Source organism: Enterobacter sp. ECC-219 (assembly GCF_043966805.1).
Taxonomy (GTDB): Bacteria; Pseudomonadota; Gammaproteobacteria; order Enterobacterales; family Enterobacteriaceae; genus Enterobacter; species Enterobacter cloacae_N.
Genome location: NZ_CP143680.1, coordinates 4,129,739 through 4,146,257, shown reverse-complemented (window position 1 = coordinate 4,146,257; position 16,519 = coordinate 4,129,739). Strand labels below are relative to the sequence as shown.

The window sequence follows — 16,519 nt, the reverse complement described above, 5'->3', positions numbered from 1 at the left end:
GATTGCCTGCATGCAACTACTTCTTCTTGTCTGGCGTCAGTACCGCTGGCCCTTCATTGCCGTAATGGCGTTAAGCCTTGCCAGCGCCGCGCTGGGTATTGGCCTGATCGCGTTTATAAACGTGCGGCTGATCGAAATGGTTGATACCTCACTCTCGGTACTGCCAGAGTTTCTCGGCCTGCTGCTGCTGTTGATGGCGGTTACGCTTGGTTCTCAGCTGGCGCTGACCGCGCTTGGGCACCATTTCGTTTTCCGCCTGCGCAGCGAGTTCATCAAGCGGATCCTCGACACGCAGGTTGAGCGCGTGGAGCAGCTCGGTAGCGCCTCCCTGCTGGCAGGGCTGACCAGCGACGTGCGCGCCATTACCATCGCGTTTGTCCGCCTGCCGGAGCTGGTGCAGGGGATCATCCTGACCTTTGGCTCTGCCGCCTATCTCGCCTGGCTCTCTACTAAAATGCTGGCGGTGACCGCCCTGTGGATTGCCATCACCATCTGGGGCGGCTTTATGCTGGTGTCGCGCGTCTATAAGCACATGGCGGTCCTGCGCGAAACGGAAGATAAGCTCTATAACGATTATCAGACGGTGCTGGAAGGGCGCAAAGAGCTGACTCTCAACCGCGAGCGCGCCGAGCATATTTTCAATCAACTTTATATTCCGGACGCGCGCGAATACCGGCACCACATCATTCGCGCCGATACCTTCCACCTGAGCGCCGTGAACTGGTCCAACATTATGATGCTGGGTGCCATTGGCCTGGTGTTCTGGATGGCGAACAGCCTGGGCTGGGCGGATACCAACGTGGCGGCGACCTACTCGCTGACGCTGCTGTTTTTACGTACGCCGCTGCTCTCGGCCGTTGGCGCACTGCCTACGTTACTCAGCGCACAGGTGGCGTTTAATAAACTCAAAAAATTCGATCTCGCGCCGTTCAAAGCCGAATTCCCGCGCCCGCAGGCCTTCCCGAACTGGCAGACCCTGGAGTTGCGCGACGTGATGTTCCGCTATCAGGACAACGCCTTCTCCGTGGGGCCAGTCAACCTGACGATTCACCGCGGTGAACTGCTGTTCCTCATCGGCGGCAACGGCAGCGGAAAATCCACGCTGGCGATGTTGCTCACCGGACTTTACCAGCCGCAGTCGGGCGAAATCCTGCTGGACGGTAAGGCGCTGAGCGCGGAGAAGCCCGAGGATTACCGCAAGCTTTTCTCGGCGGTGTTCACCGATGTCTGGCTGTTTGACCAGCTGCTGGGGCCGGAAGGGCAGCAGGCCAATCCTGAGCTGGTGGAAAAATGGCTTGCGCAGCTGCAGATGGCGCACAAGCTGGAGCTTCAGGATGGAAAAATCCTCAACCTCAAGCTCTCCAAGGGGCAGAAGAAGCGCGTGGCGCTGCTGCTGGCGCTGGCGGAAGAGCGTGACATCATCCTGCTGGATGAGTGGGCGGCTGACCAGGATCCGCACTTCCGCCGCGAGTTTTATCAGGTGCTGCTGCCGCTGATGCAGGAGATGGGCAAGACCATTTTCGCCATCAGCCACGACGATCATTACTTCATTCATGCCGACCGTCTGCTGGAGATGCGCGACGGCAAGCTGAGCGAGCTGACCGGTGAAGAGCGCGATGCGGCCTCGCGTGACGCGGTGGCGCGTACGGCCTGATGCCCTCACCCTAACCCTCTCCCACAGGGAGAGGGGATAGATCGTGGCTGTAATGACGCTTTTTTCTCCACCTCGGCCCGTTGTTTATTCTTATTTACATATCCCCGCGCTATGCTTAACCCCAACTCATTTAATGGATTTATGATTGATGTCGGTATTAAAGAAAAACAGCGCCAGGCAGCGTGACCAGGAGCGTGCGCGACTCATCTGGCTTCTCACGACCGATAAAGCGGTCACTTCTACGCTATTAGGCAAACTGACCCTGGCTGAGCAATATGATGTCGGCACCCTGGCCGACGATATTGCTGAGGTAGGTGCGCTGGTTGCTCATTTACCGCCGCCGGATCTGGCGGATACCCTGGAAGCGCTTCCTTCGGAAGAGCGTCACGCCCTCTGGCGCCTGGTGCAGGATCACGAGCGCGGCCAGGTCCTGCTTGAAGCCTCGGAAAACGTCTGGGACGACCTGATCGACGAGATGAGCGACCGGGACATCCTCGACGCCCTGCAAACCCTGGATATCGACGAGCAGATTTACCTTGTACAGCACCTGCCGCGTAACCTGACCGGTCGCCTGCTGGCGTCTCTGCCCGCCGATGAACGCGCGCGCGTGCGCCAGGTGATGCACTACGAGAAAAACAGCGTTGGCGCGATTATGGAGTTTGGCGTTATCACGGTACGTCCGGACGTCACGCTGGGTACCGTGCAGCGCTACCTGCGCCGCCTGGGCAGGATGCCGGATAACACCGATAAACTGTTTGTTACCTCGCGGGACAAAACCCTGCTCGGCGAGCTGGAGCTGAAAACCATCCTGCTCAACAGCACCCAGCGGAAGGTGAGCGAGGTGATGGAAAACGAGCCGATGGTCTTCTCCCCGGAAGACGACGCGGAAAAAGCGGCGCGTACCTTTGAACGTGATGACCTTGTGAGTGCGGCGGTCGTAGACTCCGTCGGCAAGCTGATGGGGCGTCTGACCATTGATGAGATCGTTGATGTGGTCTACGAAGAAACCGACAACGACCTGCGCGCGCTCGGGGGGATCAGCGCCGAAGATGACGTCCATGCCTCCGTCGGCAAGGCGGTAAAAACCCGCTGGGCGTGGCTGGCTATTAACCTGTGTACCGCCTTTATCGCCTCCCGCGTGATTGACGGCTTTGAACACACCATTTCGCAGCTGGTGGCGCTGGCCTCGCTGATGCCGATTGTGGCCGGGATTGGCGGCAACACCGGAAACCAGACCATCACCATGATCGTCCGCGCGCTGGCGCTGGAAAATATTCAGCCCGGTAATTTTGCCTTTCTGATCTTCAGAGAGATGGGCGTGGCGCTGATCAACGGCCTGGTGTGGGGCGGCATTATGGGCGGCATCACATGGTGGCTGTATGACGATATGGCCTTAGGCGGGGTGATGATGCTGGCGATGGTGCTGAATTTACTGGTGGCATCGATGATGGGCGTCATTATCCCGCTGACGATGACCAAACTGGGGCGCGACCCCGCGGTGGGGTCGAGCGTGATGATCACCGCCATCACCGATACTGGCGGTTTCTTTATTTTTCTTGGGCTGGCAACGGTTTTTCTGCTTTAACCCGACGCTTAATCCGGGCGGGGATCAGTGCCATGACGATAATCCCGCCCAGTACGCCAATCGCCAGGTTGCCAGTTGAAACCGTTGCGGCAACGGTCACCAGCATCACCACCGTTTCGGCAATCGGGGCATTTTTTATCGTGGCGGGCTGAAGGCTGTGCCAGCTGAAGGTTTTGACGGCGACGATCGCCATAATCCCCGCCAGCACCGCCATCGGGATTTTCGCCATGACTTCACTGAGTGCCGTCACCAGGATCAGCAGCACGATGCCCGCCGCAAGGGTTGAAATACGGCTTCGCCCTTTCCCCATCTCCACGTTAACGATGGTTTGTCCGATCATCGCGCAGCCCGCAATGCCGCCGTAAAAACCGGCCAGAATATTGCCGACGCCCAGCCCGATGCTCTCGCGGCGTTTGCTCGATGGCGTTACGGTCAGTTCATCCACCAGCTTTGCCGTCAGCAGGGATTCCAGCAGGCCGACGAAGGCAATACTCAAGGCGCACGGCCAGATGATGCTCAGCGTCTGTACGTTAAGCGGTACCAGCAGCTCGGTAAACCCCGGCAAACCACCGCTCATGGAGCCTTCATCGCCCACGGTCGGCAGGACCTGGCCGGTTGAAACGGTGAACAAGGTTAACAGCACGATCGCAATCAGCGGGGAAGGGATGCTTTTGATATAGCGCGGCACCCACAGCACGATCAGCAGCGTCAGCACGAACAGGCCCACAATCAGCGGGCTTCGGCTCCAGAAATGCGGCACCTGAGCGAAGAAGATAAGAATCCCCAGGGCGTTAACAAACCCCGTCATGACCGACTGGGGAATAAAGCGCATGAGTCTTGCCATGCCCAGCACGCCGAACAGAATTTGTATCACGCCAGCCATCAGCACTGCGGGAAGAATGTACTGTACGCCGTGCTGATGCACCATTGGGCCAATGACCAGCGCTACGGAACCGGCGGCTGCCGTGACCATCGCCGGACGACCTCCCAACACGGAGAGAACAAGGCACAGCACTACGGAGGCGATCAGGCTGACTTTTGGGTCAACGCCTGCGACTACGGAAAAAGAGATCACTTCCGGGATCAGGGCCAGGGCGGTAATAACGCCCGCCAGCGTTTCACGCGTCAGCTGCTTAGGGGAACGCAGTACGTTGGCTACGCGGTCTTCGGGGGATACAGCAGAATGGGGTAAGGACATAACAGTTCGCTGGTTAGGGCAGGCTTCCGTGCGCGCGATCACAAAGTGCAGCATAGTAGCCATAAATTCCCCCTATTGCCAGCTGCGCCCCGCAATCCCCTACAAACAATCCATCATTAAATTTCACAATTACAATAATTTCGTAACCTTTAAACAATATTTAAAAGTTGTTACCGTGCCCACGCAGCTTTTTTCACCTGCACTTTCCACGCATCAAGCACTTTTACACTAAGGCATAAATTATGAAAAAAATGACTGCCATGCTCTTTTCTCTGGCCGTTGGGCTCAGCGCCGTCTCGATGGCAGCGAAAGCAGACGCACCAAAAGAGCAGGAAACGGACGTCCTTTTAATTGGTGGCGGTATCATGAGCGCCACGCTGGGAACCTATCTGCAGGAACTGCAGCCGGACTGGTCCATGACCATGGTCGAGCGTCTCGATGGCGTGGCGCAGGAGAGTTCGAACGGTTGGAATAACGCCGGTACCGGGCATTCGGCACTCATGGAACTGAACTATACGCCGCAGAAAAAGGACGGTTCCATTAGTATCGAGAAGGCGGTAGAGATCAACGAAGCATTCCAGATCTCGCGTCAGTTCTGGTCTCACCAGGTCAACAGCGGCGTGATGCACGACCCGCACTCCTTCATCAACACCGTACCGCACATGAGCTTTGTGTGGGGCGAGCAGAACGTGAATTTCCTGCGCGCACGTTACGCTGCGCTGCAGCAGAGCACCCTGTTCCGCGGGATGAAATACTCCGAAGACCACGCGCAGATCAAAGAATGGGCCCCGCTGGTGATGGAAGGTCGCGATCCAAACCAAAAAGTGGCGGCGACCCGTACCGAAATCGGGACCGACGTGAACTACGGTGAAATTACCCGTCAGCTGGTGGCATCCCTGAAGAAAAAAGAGAACTTCAACCTGCAGCTCAGCACCGAAGTGCGCGGCTTTAAGCGCAATGCGGACAACAGCTGGAGCGTGACGGTTGCCGATCTGAAAAACAATGAAGCCGAGCACGTCATTAAGGCCAAATTTGTCTTCATCGGTGCGGGCGGCGCAGCGCTGAAGCTGCTGCAGGAGTCCGGTATTCCTGAAGCTGACGACTATGCGGGCTTCCCGGTCGGCGGCCAGTTCCTGGTATCCGAGAACCCGGAAGTGGTGAATCGTCATCTGGCAAAAGTGTACGGTCAGGCTTCCGTAGGGGCGCCACCGATGTCCGTACCGCACATTGACACCCGTATGCTGGACGGTAAACGCGTGGTGCTGTTCGGACCGTTCGCGACCTTCTCCACCAAGTTCCTGAAAAACGGCTCCCTGTGGGATCTGCTGAGCGCAACCACCACCTCTAACGTCAAGCCGATGATGGACGTGGGTCTGGATAACTTCGACCTGGTAAAATATCTGATCAGCCAGGTGATGCTCTCTGACGACGAACGCTTCGAGGCGCTGAAAGAGTACTATCCGCAGGCGAAGAAAGAAGACTGGCGTCTGTGGCAGGCGGGTCAGCGTGTTCAGATCATCAAGCGCGATCCGAAAGAGGGCGGCGTACTGCGTCTGGGTACCGAAGTGGTGAGCGATAAGGATGGCACGATTGCCGCGTTGCTGGGCGCGTCACCGGGTGCGTCTACCGCTGCGCCAATCATGCTGCACCTGATGGAAAAAGTGTTTAAAGACAAAGTTGCCAGCCCGGAATGGCAGGCGAAGCTGAAAACCATTATTCCATCGTACGGCACGAAGCTGAACGGTAACGTGGATGCGACGGAGCAGGAGCTGGAATATACCAGCCGCGTATTGCAGTTGCAGTACGTGAAGCCGCAGGCTGCGGATGCTGCGCCAAAAGCGGAGCTGAAGCCTCAGGCGGAAAACAAACCGGTTGCGGATATCGCGCTGTAAGGTAAAAGCAAAACGGTAACATTCGTTACCGTTTTTTGTGTTTTCTCCCTCTCCCGGTGGGAGAGGGGTCGGGTAAGGCGAAGCCGCCACCCGACTTATATTCAACGTACTACGGCTTGACCGACAGTCTCATCTGCCTTCCAGACGCGATATTTCACTTCCACGTTTTCAGGCGTATACACCACGATCGGCAACTTGCTGTTGTAGCGCAGCAGGCTGTTGTCGCCCAGATAGGCCGTCACAAATTTCTTCTCTTTCTTGCCGTCAGGGCAGGCCATCATGGTGGAAACCGGAGAGGTGACTTTATCAAAGACGTAATAGTCGTAACCCCAGCCTTCCAGGGTTTTGCTTTCCAGCTGACCGCCAAGACGGTGCTGATTGCAGTCTACTTCCAGCGTCTTGCCAATTAACAGTTCCACTTTGTAATTCGCTTCGTCCTGCTGAACCGGCAGCTGAATCACCTGACGCTTCATGCCTTTTTCCGCTTGCGGATAGGGGGCAACTTTTTCCAGCGGCTGCGCTTTTTGGGCGTCGCTGGCGAAAGCGCTGGTGCTGACGCACGCGGCGGCGAGAAGCGCGATGGCAAATTTAGGTGCGTTTTTCATTGTCATTCCTTTATGTCAAAACGGTCCTGCACAGACTAACATAATGCGTATGAATGATTAGTGTGATTTACTTACATTTTCATTATATGCAGCGTAATAAACCTGGTGTTATCCATTTTGGCAGGTGTTTGTACTGGTGTGGAGTGTGGCGGGCGTTCGTGTTATTTTAGACCCTCTATTATGTTATTCATCTGTGAAAGGGAAGAGAGATGGTTTGTGCAAAACTGAAAACACCTGAAGGCCGCAAGTTCCTCCTGGCGCTGCTGGTCGTGTTTATGATTGCTGCCGCGTGCGTCGGGCGGGCCACCATTGTTGGCGTCATCGAACAGTACAACATTCCTCTCTCCGCCTGGACTACCAGCATGTATGTGCTGCAGTCGGCGATGATCTTCGTTTACAGCCTTGTCTTCACCGTTCTGCTGGCCATCCCGCTGGGCATTTTCTTCCTGGGCGGACGTGATAAGCACTAAGCATTTATCTGCTATAAGAAGCCAGCCTGCGGGCTGGCTTTTTTTATGCCTGATAATTTTTATTCTCTTTTCCAGGATATTCTGTTCCGCATAAGCTTGTTCGCCATAAAGCAGGAGAGGCTCAATGTTATCCCGGTTTGCAACGCTCAGCCGGATCCCGAAAGGCGTCTGGGTTGTGGGTGGGGTCAGTATGTTGATGGATATCTCCTCTGAGATCATTCACAGCCTGCTCCCGTTGTTTATGGTCACAACGCTGGGTGCCAGCGTGCTTTTTATTGGTTTGATTGAAGGCCTGGCTGAAGCCACCGCGCTGTTTATCAAAGTTTTTTCCGGGGCAATCAGTGACTACCTGGGCAAGCGTAAAGGGCTGGCGGTACTGGGATACGGTCTTGGCGCGGTGAGTAAGCCATTGTTCGCTATAGCCTCTTCCTCCGGCATGATTCTTGGGGCACGCTTGATTGACCGGGTAGGGAAGGGGATCCGGGGGGCGCCGCGTGATGCGCTGGTCGCTGACGTTACGCCGCCGGAACTCCGTGGTGCGGCCTTTGGTCTGCGTCAGTCGATGGACACTATCGGCGCATTTCTCGGGCCGCTGCTGGCCGTCGGCTTAATGCTGCTGTGGAATGATGATTTTCGCACTATTTTTTGGGTGGCGGTGATCCCCGGCGTCCTCGCCGTTGCACTGCTTTTTTTCGGTCTGCATGAGCCGAAAACCCCTGTCGAACATAAGCGAACAAATCCCATCAAAAAAGAGAACCTCAGACGCCTCGGGAAAGGCTGCTGGTGGGTTATTGGCCTGGGTGCCATCTTCACGCTCGCGCGTTTCAGTGAAGCATTTCTCGTGCTTCGCGCACAGCAGTCGGGGGTGCCGCTGGCGCTGATTCCGCTGGTGATGGTGGCCATGAATCTGCTTTATTTTCTCTCGGCATATCCGTTTGGCAAGTTGTCCGACACGATGAGCCACACCCGGCTGCTGCAGTGGGGGCTGGTGGTTCTGATTGGGGCAGACATTGTGCTGGCGCTTAGCACCCACTGGACGGGTATTGTGTTAGGCGTCGCGCTGTGGGGTGTTCATATGGGGATGACGCAGGGGCTGCTGGCGGCAATGGTTGCGAAAACGGCTCCTGCGGATCTGCGCGGTACGGCGTTCGGTATATTTAGCCTGGTCAGCGGCGCGGGATTGTTAATCGCCAGCCTGGGAGCCGGGGCAATCTGGGAAACCTTTGGAGCACCGTATACGTTTTGCGCCGGAGCGGTGATTTGTCTGGCGACTCTGATCTATCTGGGTAAAACACCGGACGAGGCGAAATAAAAAACCAGCCATAAGTGGCTGGTTTTCAATGTGATTTTGGTCGGCACGAGAGGATTTGAACCTCCGACCCCCGACACCCCATGACACCCGCGTAAAATGCTTCTAAGCCGCGCCACCACTGGATTCTAGGCTTTTTGACTGTGCAAACAAACAGTGATTTTTATGCATTATCTGCACTATATACATCAATGAGTTAGGGGGTGGTTTCGCCATTAGCTAGCCTGCCTTGATCTCACCATGTGGGACCATAACCCAGTCGATATGATTGCTGGTATAAATCTTCGTTGACTTGGCGTCACTATGAGCCATCCTTCCCTGAGGATCGATACCCTGACTATCAAACAAATGCGCGGCCAGTGCCCTTATCTCGTGAAAAGTTGGGCGCTCATCCATTGGAAGATGGTCACATAATCCAAGCTTGTCACGTAGTGCAGAGAACGAACGGCTAAGATAATCAGGTGCTACCTGAGTAGGGTGTGAAACCTCCTTACTACGTTTGTTATTTCGTTCAGGTATTCGATGTACGACATATGGGCTGGCAACACTATCCCGGCTATCGTCAATAATCCTCTTCAATTCCCCTCCAATTGGGATCGCTACGTGTGATGCCTCTTTCTTTTGAACCTTCTGACGATGGATGTACAACGTACCGTATATTCCGTGTTCAGGTTCGTCTAACCATACACATCCACAAACCCCGTTTTTCGGTTCTCTTATCGAATATTTTATTCGTGAAACTTCTAGGCGGGCATGTGTTGTTTGCAGCGCCAAATCCATAGCTGTTTTTAACCATGGTTCAGCAGCGTTTCTCATTGCAATGAAGATATCCAAAGGAAGACGTTTACGTTTTTTCTCTTCAACACGACGCATTTTTTTACGCGCTGCCGGGTTATCCATCATTAATGATTCATCAACTGCATAAGAGAAAAGTTTTTTGAGAAAGCTTACCTTTCTGTTTTGAACGTTAGCGGATGCATCAGCATGGTACCTATTAATAAATTGGTTCACGTGTTCAAGATCAATGTCACAAGCCGGGATATTGGTAAAAAATTCCTTTACCCTGAACACGTCATTATTCCAATCATCCAGGGTGCTTGGTGATGGTTTTTCATCGGCAACGGCGCGGGCCATAATTCGGTCAACATGGTCACTGAATGGTTGAGCTTCTCCATTAATTCCGCCCGAGTCTCTAATCAAGCTTTCTACTGACGGCACCTTTTCAGGTCGCATTCTGAGGTTATATTCTTTGGCAATGGCGATTGCCATTACGCGATCAGTTCCTATGCTTTTACGTTTTCCGGTTATAAGCGTAAAACGATATTGCCCGGTAGCTTTATCAAAAAGCAGGAAGTCAGGGAGATTGCGGTTCTCCCTTTTGCGTGGTCTTGCGGCCATGTTAATCCTCTTGAATTAACTGACGAACTCTTTCACTGACAATTGAGTCAACTCCCCATTTTTCTGAGGAACTAACCAGGATCGTACCATCTACGATACGGCCCTGAAGCTTACCGTTTTCAATCCAGCGTCGGATAGTTCTGTTATCTGGAACAGAGCCTGGTTCAAACTCTCGCTTACCCCACAGACTCGCCTTCATCAACTTGGCCATGGCTATTCTCCACTTAGCCGGCTGCACCCGGCTATCTCTTATAGAAAATGCAAGATGAGCAACCACCACGAAGCCCATCATTGCAGGTACGACATCTTTTTGTTTCGGTATAATAGAGCTGGTGGGCCATCTCCTTTGGAATGAGAACCGGCATCGGCACTCGAATGACCAGCGCGCGCAGCCTGTCGATTTCCCCGGCCAGCTCCAGCAGGCGGACGCGGCAATCCTCAGCCTCCTCGCGCCACCAGTTCACATCTGCTTTAAGGCGGCGCAGGCGCCGCTGTTTGAGTTTGCTCACCATGGCAGCCCCCCATAAATCACTGCCACACACAGAATGAACAACATCAAGACGTAGAATGGGTTAGGCATGGTTAAACACCCCTTTTACCGCACCCCAGGCAATCTCAAGCAGGGATGCCCAGGCCATGTAAAGGTGAACCCCTGCGGCCACACCAAAGCCAATTATCATTGCGTATTTCAGCGCTTCTGATTTACTCATGGCTTCACCTCCTGCAGCGGTGCTGCTGGATACGAACTGCCTTCCTGACCTGGCTCGTTGCTTCCAGTGCATGCATTTCGGTGGTCATTGGCATGAGGGCAGCGTTTGTTTCCGCACTCAGGACAGACAACGAAGCGCATGTCAGCCATGGTTACAGGTCGGCAGGTTAGGCATGAGCAATCCGGAATCACCGGAGAGTTGCTGCAGTGCGGAGTATGAGTGATTACCTGGCTCAGGGTTTTGCTAATCTGCTCCCTTAACTGCTGACATCCTTGATACTTAACCGCCGTATCGCGCAGGCTATTAACAAGTTCGCGGTAAACATGTGGTGACAACTTGCAAGCCGTCGTTACAGGTTCGGCACCCTGAAGCATGGCGGCGCGGCAGGCGTTCCACCCGCCACGGAACGTGTCATCAAAGTCGTCGTCTTCCATAAATCGACGCTTGTACTCTTCGCGGCTAAGCTCATCAGGCACAGATGCCGGGGCTGGCGAGGCGGTGTAAACTGGAAACGCAGGTGTACCATCGCAGGACTTGTCACCCGGCTTAGCTTCAACAACGTATTCCTCACAGTCATCAGGAGCGCGGAACCCTTGATGCCAGGTGAGATAGCACACAGCCTCCTCTTCGAGCGATGCCAGCGCGATACGTAGCGCCGCCAGCATGTTGCTGTCGTCTTCGTCCAGGCCGAACGGGATTTCATCGCGCATACTTTCGTGCTGGCTAATGGCCTGCTGCAGCCATTGTTTGGTAATAGTGCTCATTACGCCTCTCCTTTACCGGTTTCGGCGGGGCTAAGTTTGGTATTCACGTCGCCTTCAAAAATCGGCAGCACATCTACAGTGGTGGCCCAATTCTTAGCGAGTGCTGGGTCTGCGGTTTCATCGGTATAGTCGGCCATCCTCCAGCCTATTAAGCGCTTTTGACTAGGAAGCTCAGCAATCCGCTTCTCTGCGGCTTCCCTCTCGACGCGCAACCGACCAACCGTAACCATCAAGCCTTCATTTTCTGCATCGCGGTCTTTGGCGTATTTCTCTGCGGCTTCCAGCTCATCCAGCAGGGCCAGCACGTTTTCTGGAGTTGAGCAGCGCAGATAGTGGAACCATTCATCCTGGGTATGGTTGTCCGCGCGCGCCCTCTCAGCCGCTTTACGTAATGCGAGTGTGTAGATGTTGCTCATTGGGCGGCTCCTTCGATAACGTCTTCCCCACAGTGCATCTGCCCATTGCGATAGCTTGGATGCTGAACGGTGTAGATAAGGTAAGCACTGCCAAATTCGGTCCATTTTCCTTCAATACGCCGCACTTTCCCGATTTGCTTTCTCCCCTGACGATCGGTGTAATTAACAGTCTCACCGACGTTGAATTTTGGCTGCAATGCTGTTGCTTTGCTCATGACTGCACTCCTTTGCGAAGCTGGGCGGCTATGGCTGTATGCTCATCAATAATTTGCGATGCTTCTGCATGGGCCATACCTTCGAGAGAGATAACACCTGTGTCACTTATCCCAGCCAAGCTAATCAGTTCAACAAGGCGCCGCGCTTTCTTAACGCTAATTTCTGGCGCTATAACGCTGCGAGTGACTTTCTTCTTACCTTTGGCAGCAGCAGAAGCTTTATCCTTCTGAAGAACCTCACCGGCCTTTTCGCCGAACTCTTTTACTCGGTCTACGGCCACATCTACGGACACGGTTCCGGATTTAACTTCTTTCTGAACGTCGTGGTTAGCTGTGCTAAGGAGCAGGAGCTTTTCGACAGTAGGAACAGACTTGTTGACCAGTTTTGCGATCTCGCTGGTGGTCTGGTTGAAGGCGTTATGCAACTCTTGAATAACTGCAGCCTGTTCCATATCTGAGAGCGGCAGTTGGTTGTTACTGGTCATGATGCGAGCCAGACGCTGAACATCGCTACCGTTGAACGGCATGATGTGGATGCGGTCAACTGGCTTGCCAGCTTCAGCACAGCGCGCATAGCAGCGACGACGACGGTGCCCTTCGACAACCCACACGCCACCCTCATCACGAGCGATAACCTCCAGCGGTGGAACTGATCCGCCGTTCATCAGGTAGTTGAACAGGTCATCATCAGCCTGGCGGGTGCGCTCATCATCTTCACGCTTGTTGAAACCTTCACGAACGTGGATATCGGAAAGAGCGATAAACATCCCGGTATCGGTGCGCTTAATTACACCGGCCTTGGTCATTTTCTTGAATGAGTTAGCCATTAGAGAGCAACCTCACTATTCAGGGAAATCACCACAGGAGGCAGTTCGCGCAGTTCACGCTGAGCTTCCAGAAGATGCATATTGGTTCGGGTCTTAGTGTGGCGCTCCACAATGCGGTCGCACTCTTTTGCCCAACTCGCTACATCCTGGCGAAGGGTGGCATTCTGTTCGGCCAGTTCCTTACGCTGCGCCATCGCTTCACAGAGCGCGACGCTGGTAACATCAAGGCGTGTAGCCAGTTCGTTAACCATCCAGCCGTAAGCGGCAGGAAGGAGAGGGGCGGCCTTTCGAGCTGCGTCAATAAGCTGCTCTCTGGTCATGCGTGGTTGTAACTCGGTGACGTTCTGTGTGTTCGTCATGGATAGTTTCTCCGTGTTATAAGCGCTCTGCACAGCGCTGATTTTTGGTTGCACGAATCCCTCGCCGGTTGGCGACAAAAAATGAAGGGGTTTCGTTTTAATAAGCACCCAACCTGGGCACTTAATGAAACGGGCGGCTGCCACCGCCAGTTAGCTTCTCCACAATTGGGAGCGCGTTCTCCTGAGCTGATTTAACGACTGAGGCCTCTCAAGGAACCGGCTGAACGCGCTTTCAGTTGTGAAAAGGGGCGGTCGACATTAAGGACATTCACAACTGCCGACCGCCAAGACTACACACAGCATCTGGTACAGCTACTACGGGTTACCACGATCCTAACGTGATGTTGTTGTGGTGGCCGGGAACTCGCCGACATCGTTTCGTTGTTACTCCACTTGTGTCCCGACATATCGGTGCCTGCGTTCACCACAACGTTGAGAGCACTAAATGATGCTTCTAAACAGCTATCGGTTGGGCATCACGTGGCGTTAACCTAGTGTGCTTATTCACAGATAGTGCTCTCATCGTTGCATCCTCGTCTCTTCCGAGGTGTCACACCTGATCGCCACGCTGGTGAAACGTCTCTGGCTGTCGTACACAACTGGCTTGCACATTCCGGCTACCCGCTGGATCTGGAAAAAGTAATGCAAGGAATCCCCGGACCGCTGCGGCACATGTGCCATATGCCGTACTTCAACTGCTGCCTGTCTTTTCACCACATCAGGCTCGGTGGTATTCTTGGAGTTCTCACACAACCAAGAAGGAAATAACTATGATTAACGGATTCGGTCACCTGTACTCCGCAACGGAGCAGAACATTGCAAAAATCAGGGAAGTCAAAACCACCGGTTTTATAGACTCCAACGAGTTAGCGAAGGTAACAAACCGCGCAATTCAGCTCTGCGTTCTCGACTTAACTCTTGCCGCGCACCGCTCAAAACATGAAACTCCAATCAATAAACTCCCTGGGGTTAAAGCTCTTCACCATAAACTTTTGATGAGGTACAACTGGCCACTATCAGAGATTCGTGCAATGAGTCTTTCTGATGTCTTTATCGCCCTGCACGATGAGCTATCACTCGAATCTCTTGAAGGGCAGGCTAAAACCTATTTTTCAAGTCTTCTTGCTGGGGCATACCCTCTTACATTCGATGATTTTATCGATGAAGAGTGGGACCCTAATCTTTCCGATAGACTTCTATTCGACTCAAAAGAGTAGCGTGTTCGATTTCGCTATTCAGATGGATTAACTGCTCTTCAATCGCGGCTTTAGTAGAAAGCAAATCACGAAGCCGCTTCGCCGCAACAAGTTTTTTATCCATCCAGTCGAAGATCTGCTCATCGGACATTCCACGAGCATCGATGAGTGGGCCGACTCCTAAGCTCCCAACCTCCTCAGATGCAATTGGCTGATAAACAAACCCGGTTTTCAAGCAAACCGATTCATTCTGATTTTCACTCATGCTGCCTACCCACAATATTCGTTGCTGATGTAATAACCACACCGGCGCAGGTAACTGTCAGTGCCCGTGGTGTGATTTAAATGTAGGATATCTTACTTCTGTGTGTCAACAGATAAAGTAGGAAAACTTACATCAAAGGTGAAAAAAAACCGACACGAATGTCGGCCTTTAGAAGTGGGGAGGGTTATAGGTCTGTAACTACTTGTTTTACTACACCAACAATTTTGCAGTTCCCATTAACTTCCATAACTCGATAGTTAGGATTCAAAGGGACCAGATATTTTAATGGGCCATCCATGACAAACTTTTTGAGAGTTGCCTCAGCAGAACCGACAATTTGAGCTACAACAATTTTGCCATTCACTTCTTGTGGGCTGCCGTAATCTGGGTCAACAACTACGAATGAACCTTCAGGGATGCTCGGAGCTCCATTAGGGTTTGTCATAGAGTCACCACGAACCCGTAATGCAAAACCTTCATCTGATAGGCTGGCAGTAGTGAATATCCATTCTGAAATATCGTCCTCAGTGATAGGAGCTCCACTTTCTGTCCACTCACCGGCTTGCACCCAAGAGAGGATAGGGATCTTCTTTACACCAAACTTCTCAGTCGGCTTATAAAGAATTTCGTCACAGTCAGGGTCACCGTGACCAGTAATTATCCATTGAGGATTAGTTTTTAAGGCAGCCGCCAGCCCCTGTAGATTAGATCCACCAGGCTCATAATCACCAGACTCCCATCCTGTAACAGTCACTCGGTTTACGCCAACAAGCTTGGCGAGAACGGCCTGGGTGAGCTTCAGCTCTTTGCGTCTTGCGCGGATGCGTTCATTCATTTTCATGTAGGCAATCCTACCATTTTATGATGTAGGAATCCTTGACCTCTTAATGTAAGATATCCTACTATCATGATGTGTGTTTCCCTTACATTTGAGGCAAAAATGAAAAAAGATGATGTGGTTTCTTACTTCGGCAGCGTGGGGAACGTAGCGAAGGCGTTAGGAATTTCCCATGCATCAGTATCTGGGTGGGGTGAGGTAATCCCAAAAGGCAGAGCATTTGAGATTCAGGCTCTGACTTCTGAAAAGCTGAAGGTTGATCCATCCCTTTACGCAAAGCCTAATCAAAACGCTGCTTAATTTTAACTACCAAAGGAAAAACAACATGGTAGAGCCAAGCCTGAAAGAAGTAGTGAAAGCGATGTGCAAAGCGTACCCCGGTGGCCGTGAGGCTATGGCCGGTGCTCTTGGCATGTCAGTAACGCAATTCAACAACAACCTGTACGAGAAGAACGGCTGCCGCTTCTTCGAAGTGAATGAGCTGGAAGCGATGGAGGACATTTCAAACACGTCTCTCCTGGCTGATTACTTCGCGCAACGTCGCGGCGCTCTGCTGGTGGACGTTCCGCAGCTGGAAGACCTCGATCGCGTAGACCTGTTTACCCGCGCTATGAGAACTGCAGCAGCACGCGGACAGGTTGATCAGATTATCCAGAAAGCCCTGGAAGATGGAGTGATTGAGCCGCATGAAGCTGAAGAGATTAACGAGCATCACCGCCGTCACCTGGCTGCGCGTGAAGAAGAAATCCGCGCGATTGTCGCGCTGTTTAGCCGTAAGAAAAGCCAAAAAAAGTGACGCCCGCGAGTGTGCAGCTCCG

The 16,519-nt window shown here is 53.2% G+C and carries 21 protein-coding genes; 8 read left to right on the top strand and 13 right to left on the bottom strand.

Features of this window, described 5'->3' with window-relative positions:
• Window positions 1-10: 10 nt before the first annotated feature.
• Both V1603_RS19785 and mgtE read left to right on the top strand, forming a co-directional pair.
• Complete coding sequence (locus V1603_RS19785) at window positions 11-1,654, top strand: multidrug ABC transporter permease/ATP-binding protein (protein ID WP_395313149.1); 1,644 nt, start codon at window positions 11-13, stop codon at window positions 1,652-1,654.
• A 148-nt stretch (window positions 1,655-1,802) separates the two neighbouring features.
• Window positions 1,803-3,239 (top strand): magnesium transporter, encoded by a 1,437-nt coding sequence (mgtE, locus tag V1603_RS19780; protein ID WP_116338632.1) that lies wholly within the window; start codon window positions 1,803-1,805, stop codon window positions 3,237-3,239.
• Here mgtE and V1603_RS19775 read toward each other — a convergent pair.
• Window positions 3,202-4,491: a SulP family inorganic anion transporter gene (locus V1603_RS19775; protein ID WP_192983204.1), complete on the bottom strand. Its 1,290-nt coding sequence runs from the start codon at window positions 4,489-4,491 to the stop codon at window positions 3,202-3,204. The two genes, mgtE and V1603_RS19775, sit on opposite strands and share 38 nt — an antisense overlap.
• Before the next feature lie 188 nt (window positions 4,492-4,679).
• Between V1603_RS19775 and mqo the strand changes: the two genes are divergently transcribed.
• On the top strand, window positions 4,680-6,329 hold the full coding sequence (mqo, locus tag V1603_RS19770; protein ID WP_395313148.1) for a malate dehydrogenase (quinone): 1,650 nt from the start codon (window positions 4,680-4,682) through the stop codon (window positions 6,327-6,329).
• A 101-nt stretch (window positions 6,330-6,430) separates the two neighbouring features.
• Here mqo and eco read toward each other — a convergent pair whose 3' ends face one another.
• Entirely contained in the window at window positions 6,431-6,934 is a 504-nt protein-coding gene (gene eco, locus V1603_RS19765) for a serine protease inhibitor ecotin (protein WP_116338638.1), read from the bottom strand.
• A 209-nt stretch (window positions 6,935-7,143) separates the two neighbouring features.
• Here eco and V1603_RS19760 point away from each other — a divergent pair, with 209 nt between their 5' ends.
• Complete coding sequence (locus tag V1603_RS19760; RefSeq protein ID WP_262808709.1) at window positions 7,144-7,404, top strand: DUF2534 family protein; 261 nt, start codon at window positions 7,144-7,146, stop codon at window positions 7,402-7,404.
• Window positions 7,405-7,528: 124 nt separating this feature from the next.
• Window positions 7,529-8,716: an MFS transporter gene (locus V1603_RS19755; protein ID WP_233002570.1), complete on the top strand. Its 1,188-nt coding sequence runs from the start codon at window positions 7,529-7,531 to the stop codon at window positions 8,714-8,716.
• A 216-nt stretch (window positions 8,717-8,932) separates the two neighbouring features.
• Here the strand turns inward: V1603_RS19755 and V1603_RS19750 are convergent, their stop codons facing one another.
• Genes V1603_RS19750 through V1603_RS19710 form a run of 9 tightly spaced genes read right to left on the bottom strand, consistent with a single transcriptional unit; the run spans window position 8,933 to window position 13,402 of the window.
• On the bottom strand, window positions 8,933-10,111 hold the full coding sequence (locus V1603_RS19750) for a phage integrase Arm DNA-binding domain-containing protein (RefSeq protein ID WP_395313147.1): 1,179 nt from the start codon (window positions 10,109-10,111) through the stop codon (window positions 8,933-8,935).
• 1 nt (window position 10,112) lies between these two features.
• Complete coding sequence (locus V1603_RS19745; protein ID WP_032659100.1) at window positions 10,113-10,322, bottom strand: hypothetical protein; 210 nt, start codon at window positions 10,320-10,322, stop codon at window positions 10,113-10,115.
• A 31-nt stretch (window positions 10,323-10,353) separates the two neighbouring features.
• The gene (locus tag V1603_RS19740; protein ID WP_395313146.1) at window positions 10,354-10,623 is read right to left on the bottom strand and encodes a hypothetical protein; all 270 of its coding nucleotides are present in this window, start codon (window positions 10,621-10,623) and stop codon (window positions 10,354-10,356) included.
• Between the two features lie 60 nt (window positions 10,624-10,683).
• Window positions 10,684-10,821 carry a hypothetical protein gene (locus tag V1603_RS19735; protein ID WP_395313145.1) on the bottom strand — a complete coding sequence of 46 codons (138 nt, stop codon included), beginning with the start codon at window positions 10,819-10,821 and terminating at the stop codon, window positions 10,684-10,686.
• Window positions 10,818-11,585 (bottom strand): hypothetical protein, encoded by a 768-nt coding sequence (locus V1603_RS19730; RefSeq protein WP_395313144.1) that lies wholly within the window; start codon window positions 11,583-11,585, stop codon window positions 10,818-10,820. Before V1603_RS19730 ends, V1603_RS19735 begins: the two co-directional genes overlap by 4 nt.
• Entirely contained in the window at window positions 11,585-12,001 is a 417-nt protein-coding gene (locus tag V1603_RS19725; RefSeq protein ID WP_395313143.1) for an ead/Ea22-like family protein, read from the bottom strand. Before V1603_RS19725 ends, V1603_RS19730 begins: the two co-directional genes overlap by 1 nt.
• Complete coding sequence (locus tag V1603_RS19720) at window positions 11,998-12,216, bottom strand: hypothetical protein (protein ID WP_395313142.1); 219 nt, start codon at window positions 12,214-12,216, stop codon at window positions 11,998-12,000. Before V1603_RS19720 ends, V1603_RS19725 begins: the two co-directional genes overlap by 4 nt.
• The gene (locus tag V1603_RS19715; RefSeq protein ID WP_395313141.1) at window positions 12,213-13,043 is read right to left on the bottom strand and encodes a chromosome partitioning protein ParB; all 831 of its coding nucleotides are present in this window, start codon (window positions 13,041-13,043) and stop codon (window positions 12,213-12,215) included. The genes V1603_RS19720 and V1603_RS19715 overlap by 4 nt, the downstream gene beginning before the upstream one ends.
• Complete coding sequence (locus V1603_RS19710; protein WP_395313140.1) at window positions 13,043-13,402, bottom strand: hypothetical protein; 360 nt, start codon at window positions 13,400-13,402, stop codon at window positions 13,043-13,045. Before V1603_RS19710 ends, V1603_RS19715 begins: the two co-directional genes overlap by 1 nt.
• 770 nt (window positions 13,403-14,172) lie before the next feature.
• Here V1603_RS19710 and V1603_RS19705 point away from each other — a divergent pair.
• Window positions 14,173-14,619 (top strand): hypothetical protein, encoded by a 447-nt coding sequence (locus V1603_RS19705; RefSeq protein WP_395313139.1) that lies wholly within the window; start codon window positions 14,173-14,175, stop codon window positions 14,617-14,619.
• Here the strand turns inward: V1603_RS19705 and V1603_RS19700 are convergent.
• On the bottom strand, window positions 14,579-14,863 hold the full coding sequence (locus tag V1603_RS19700; RefSeq protein WP_395313138.1) for a hypothetical protein: 285 nt from the start codon (window positions 14,861-14,863) through the stop codon (window positions 14,579-14,581). The two genes, V1603_RS19705 and V1603_RS19700, sit on opposite strands and share 41 nt — an antisense overlap.
• A gap of 184 nt (window positions 14,864-15,047) precedes the next feature.
• The gene (locus V1603_RS19695; protein ID WP_193144438.1) at window positions 15,048-15,704 is read right to left on the bottom strand and encodes a LexA family transcriptional regulator; all 657 of its coding nucleotides are present in this window, start codon (window positions 15,702-15,704) and stop codon (window positions 15,048-15,050) included.
• 99 nt (window positions 15,705-15,803) lie between these two features.
• On the opposite strand from V1603_RS19695, the gene V1603_RS19690 reads away from it, so the two are divergent.
• Window positions 15,804-16,001: a Cro/CI family transcriptional regulator gene (locus tag V1603_RS19690; RefSeq protein WP_161656286.1), complete on the top strand. Its 198-nt coding sequence runs from the start codon at window positions 15,804-15,806 to the stop codon at window positions 15,999-16,001.
• A gap of 25 nt (window positions 16,002-16,026) precedes the next feature.
• A complete protein-coding gene (locus V1603_RS19685) occupies window positions 16,027-16,497 on the top strand; it encodes a YmfL family putative regulatory protein (RefSeq protein WP_023337115.1) in 471 nt (156 codons plus the stop codon).
• Window positions 16,498-16,519 lie beyond the last annotated feature (22 nt).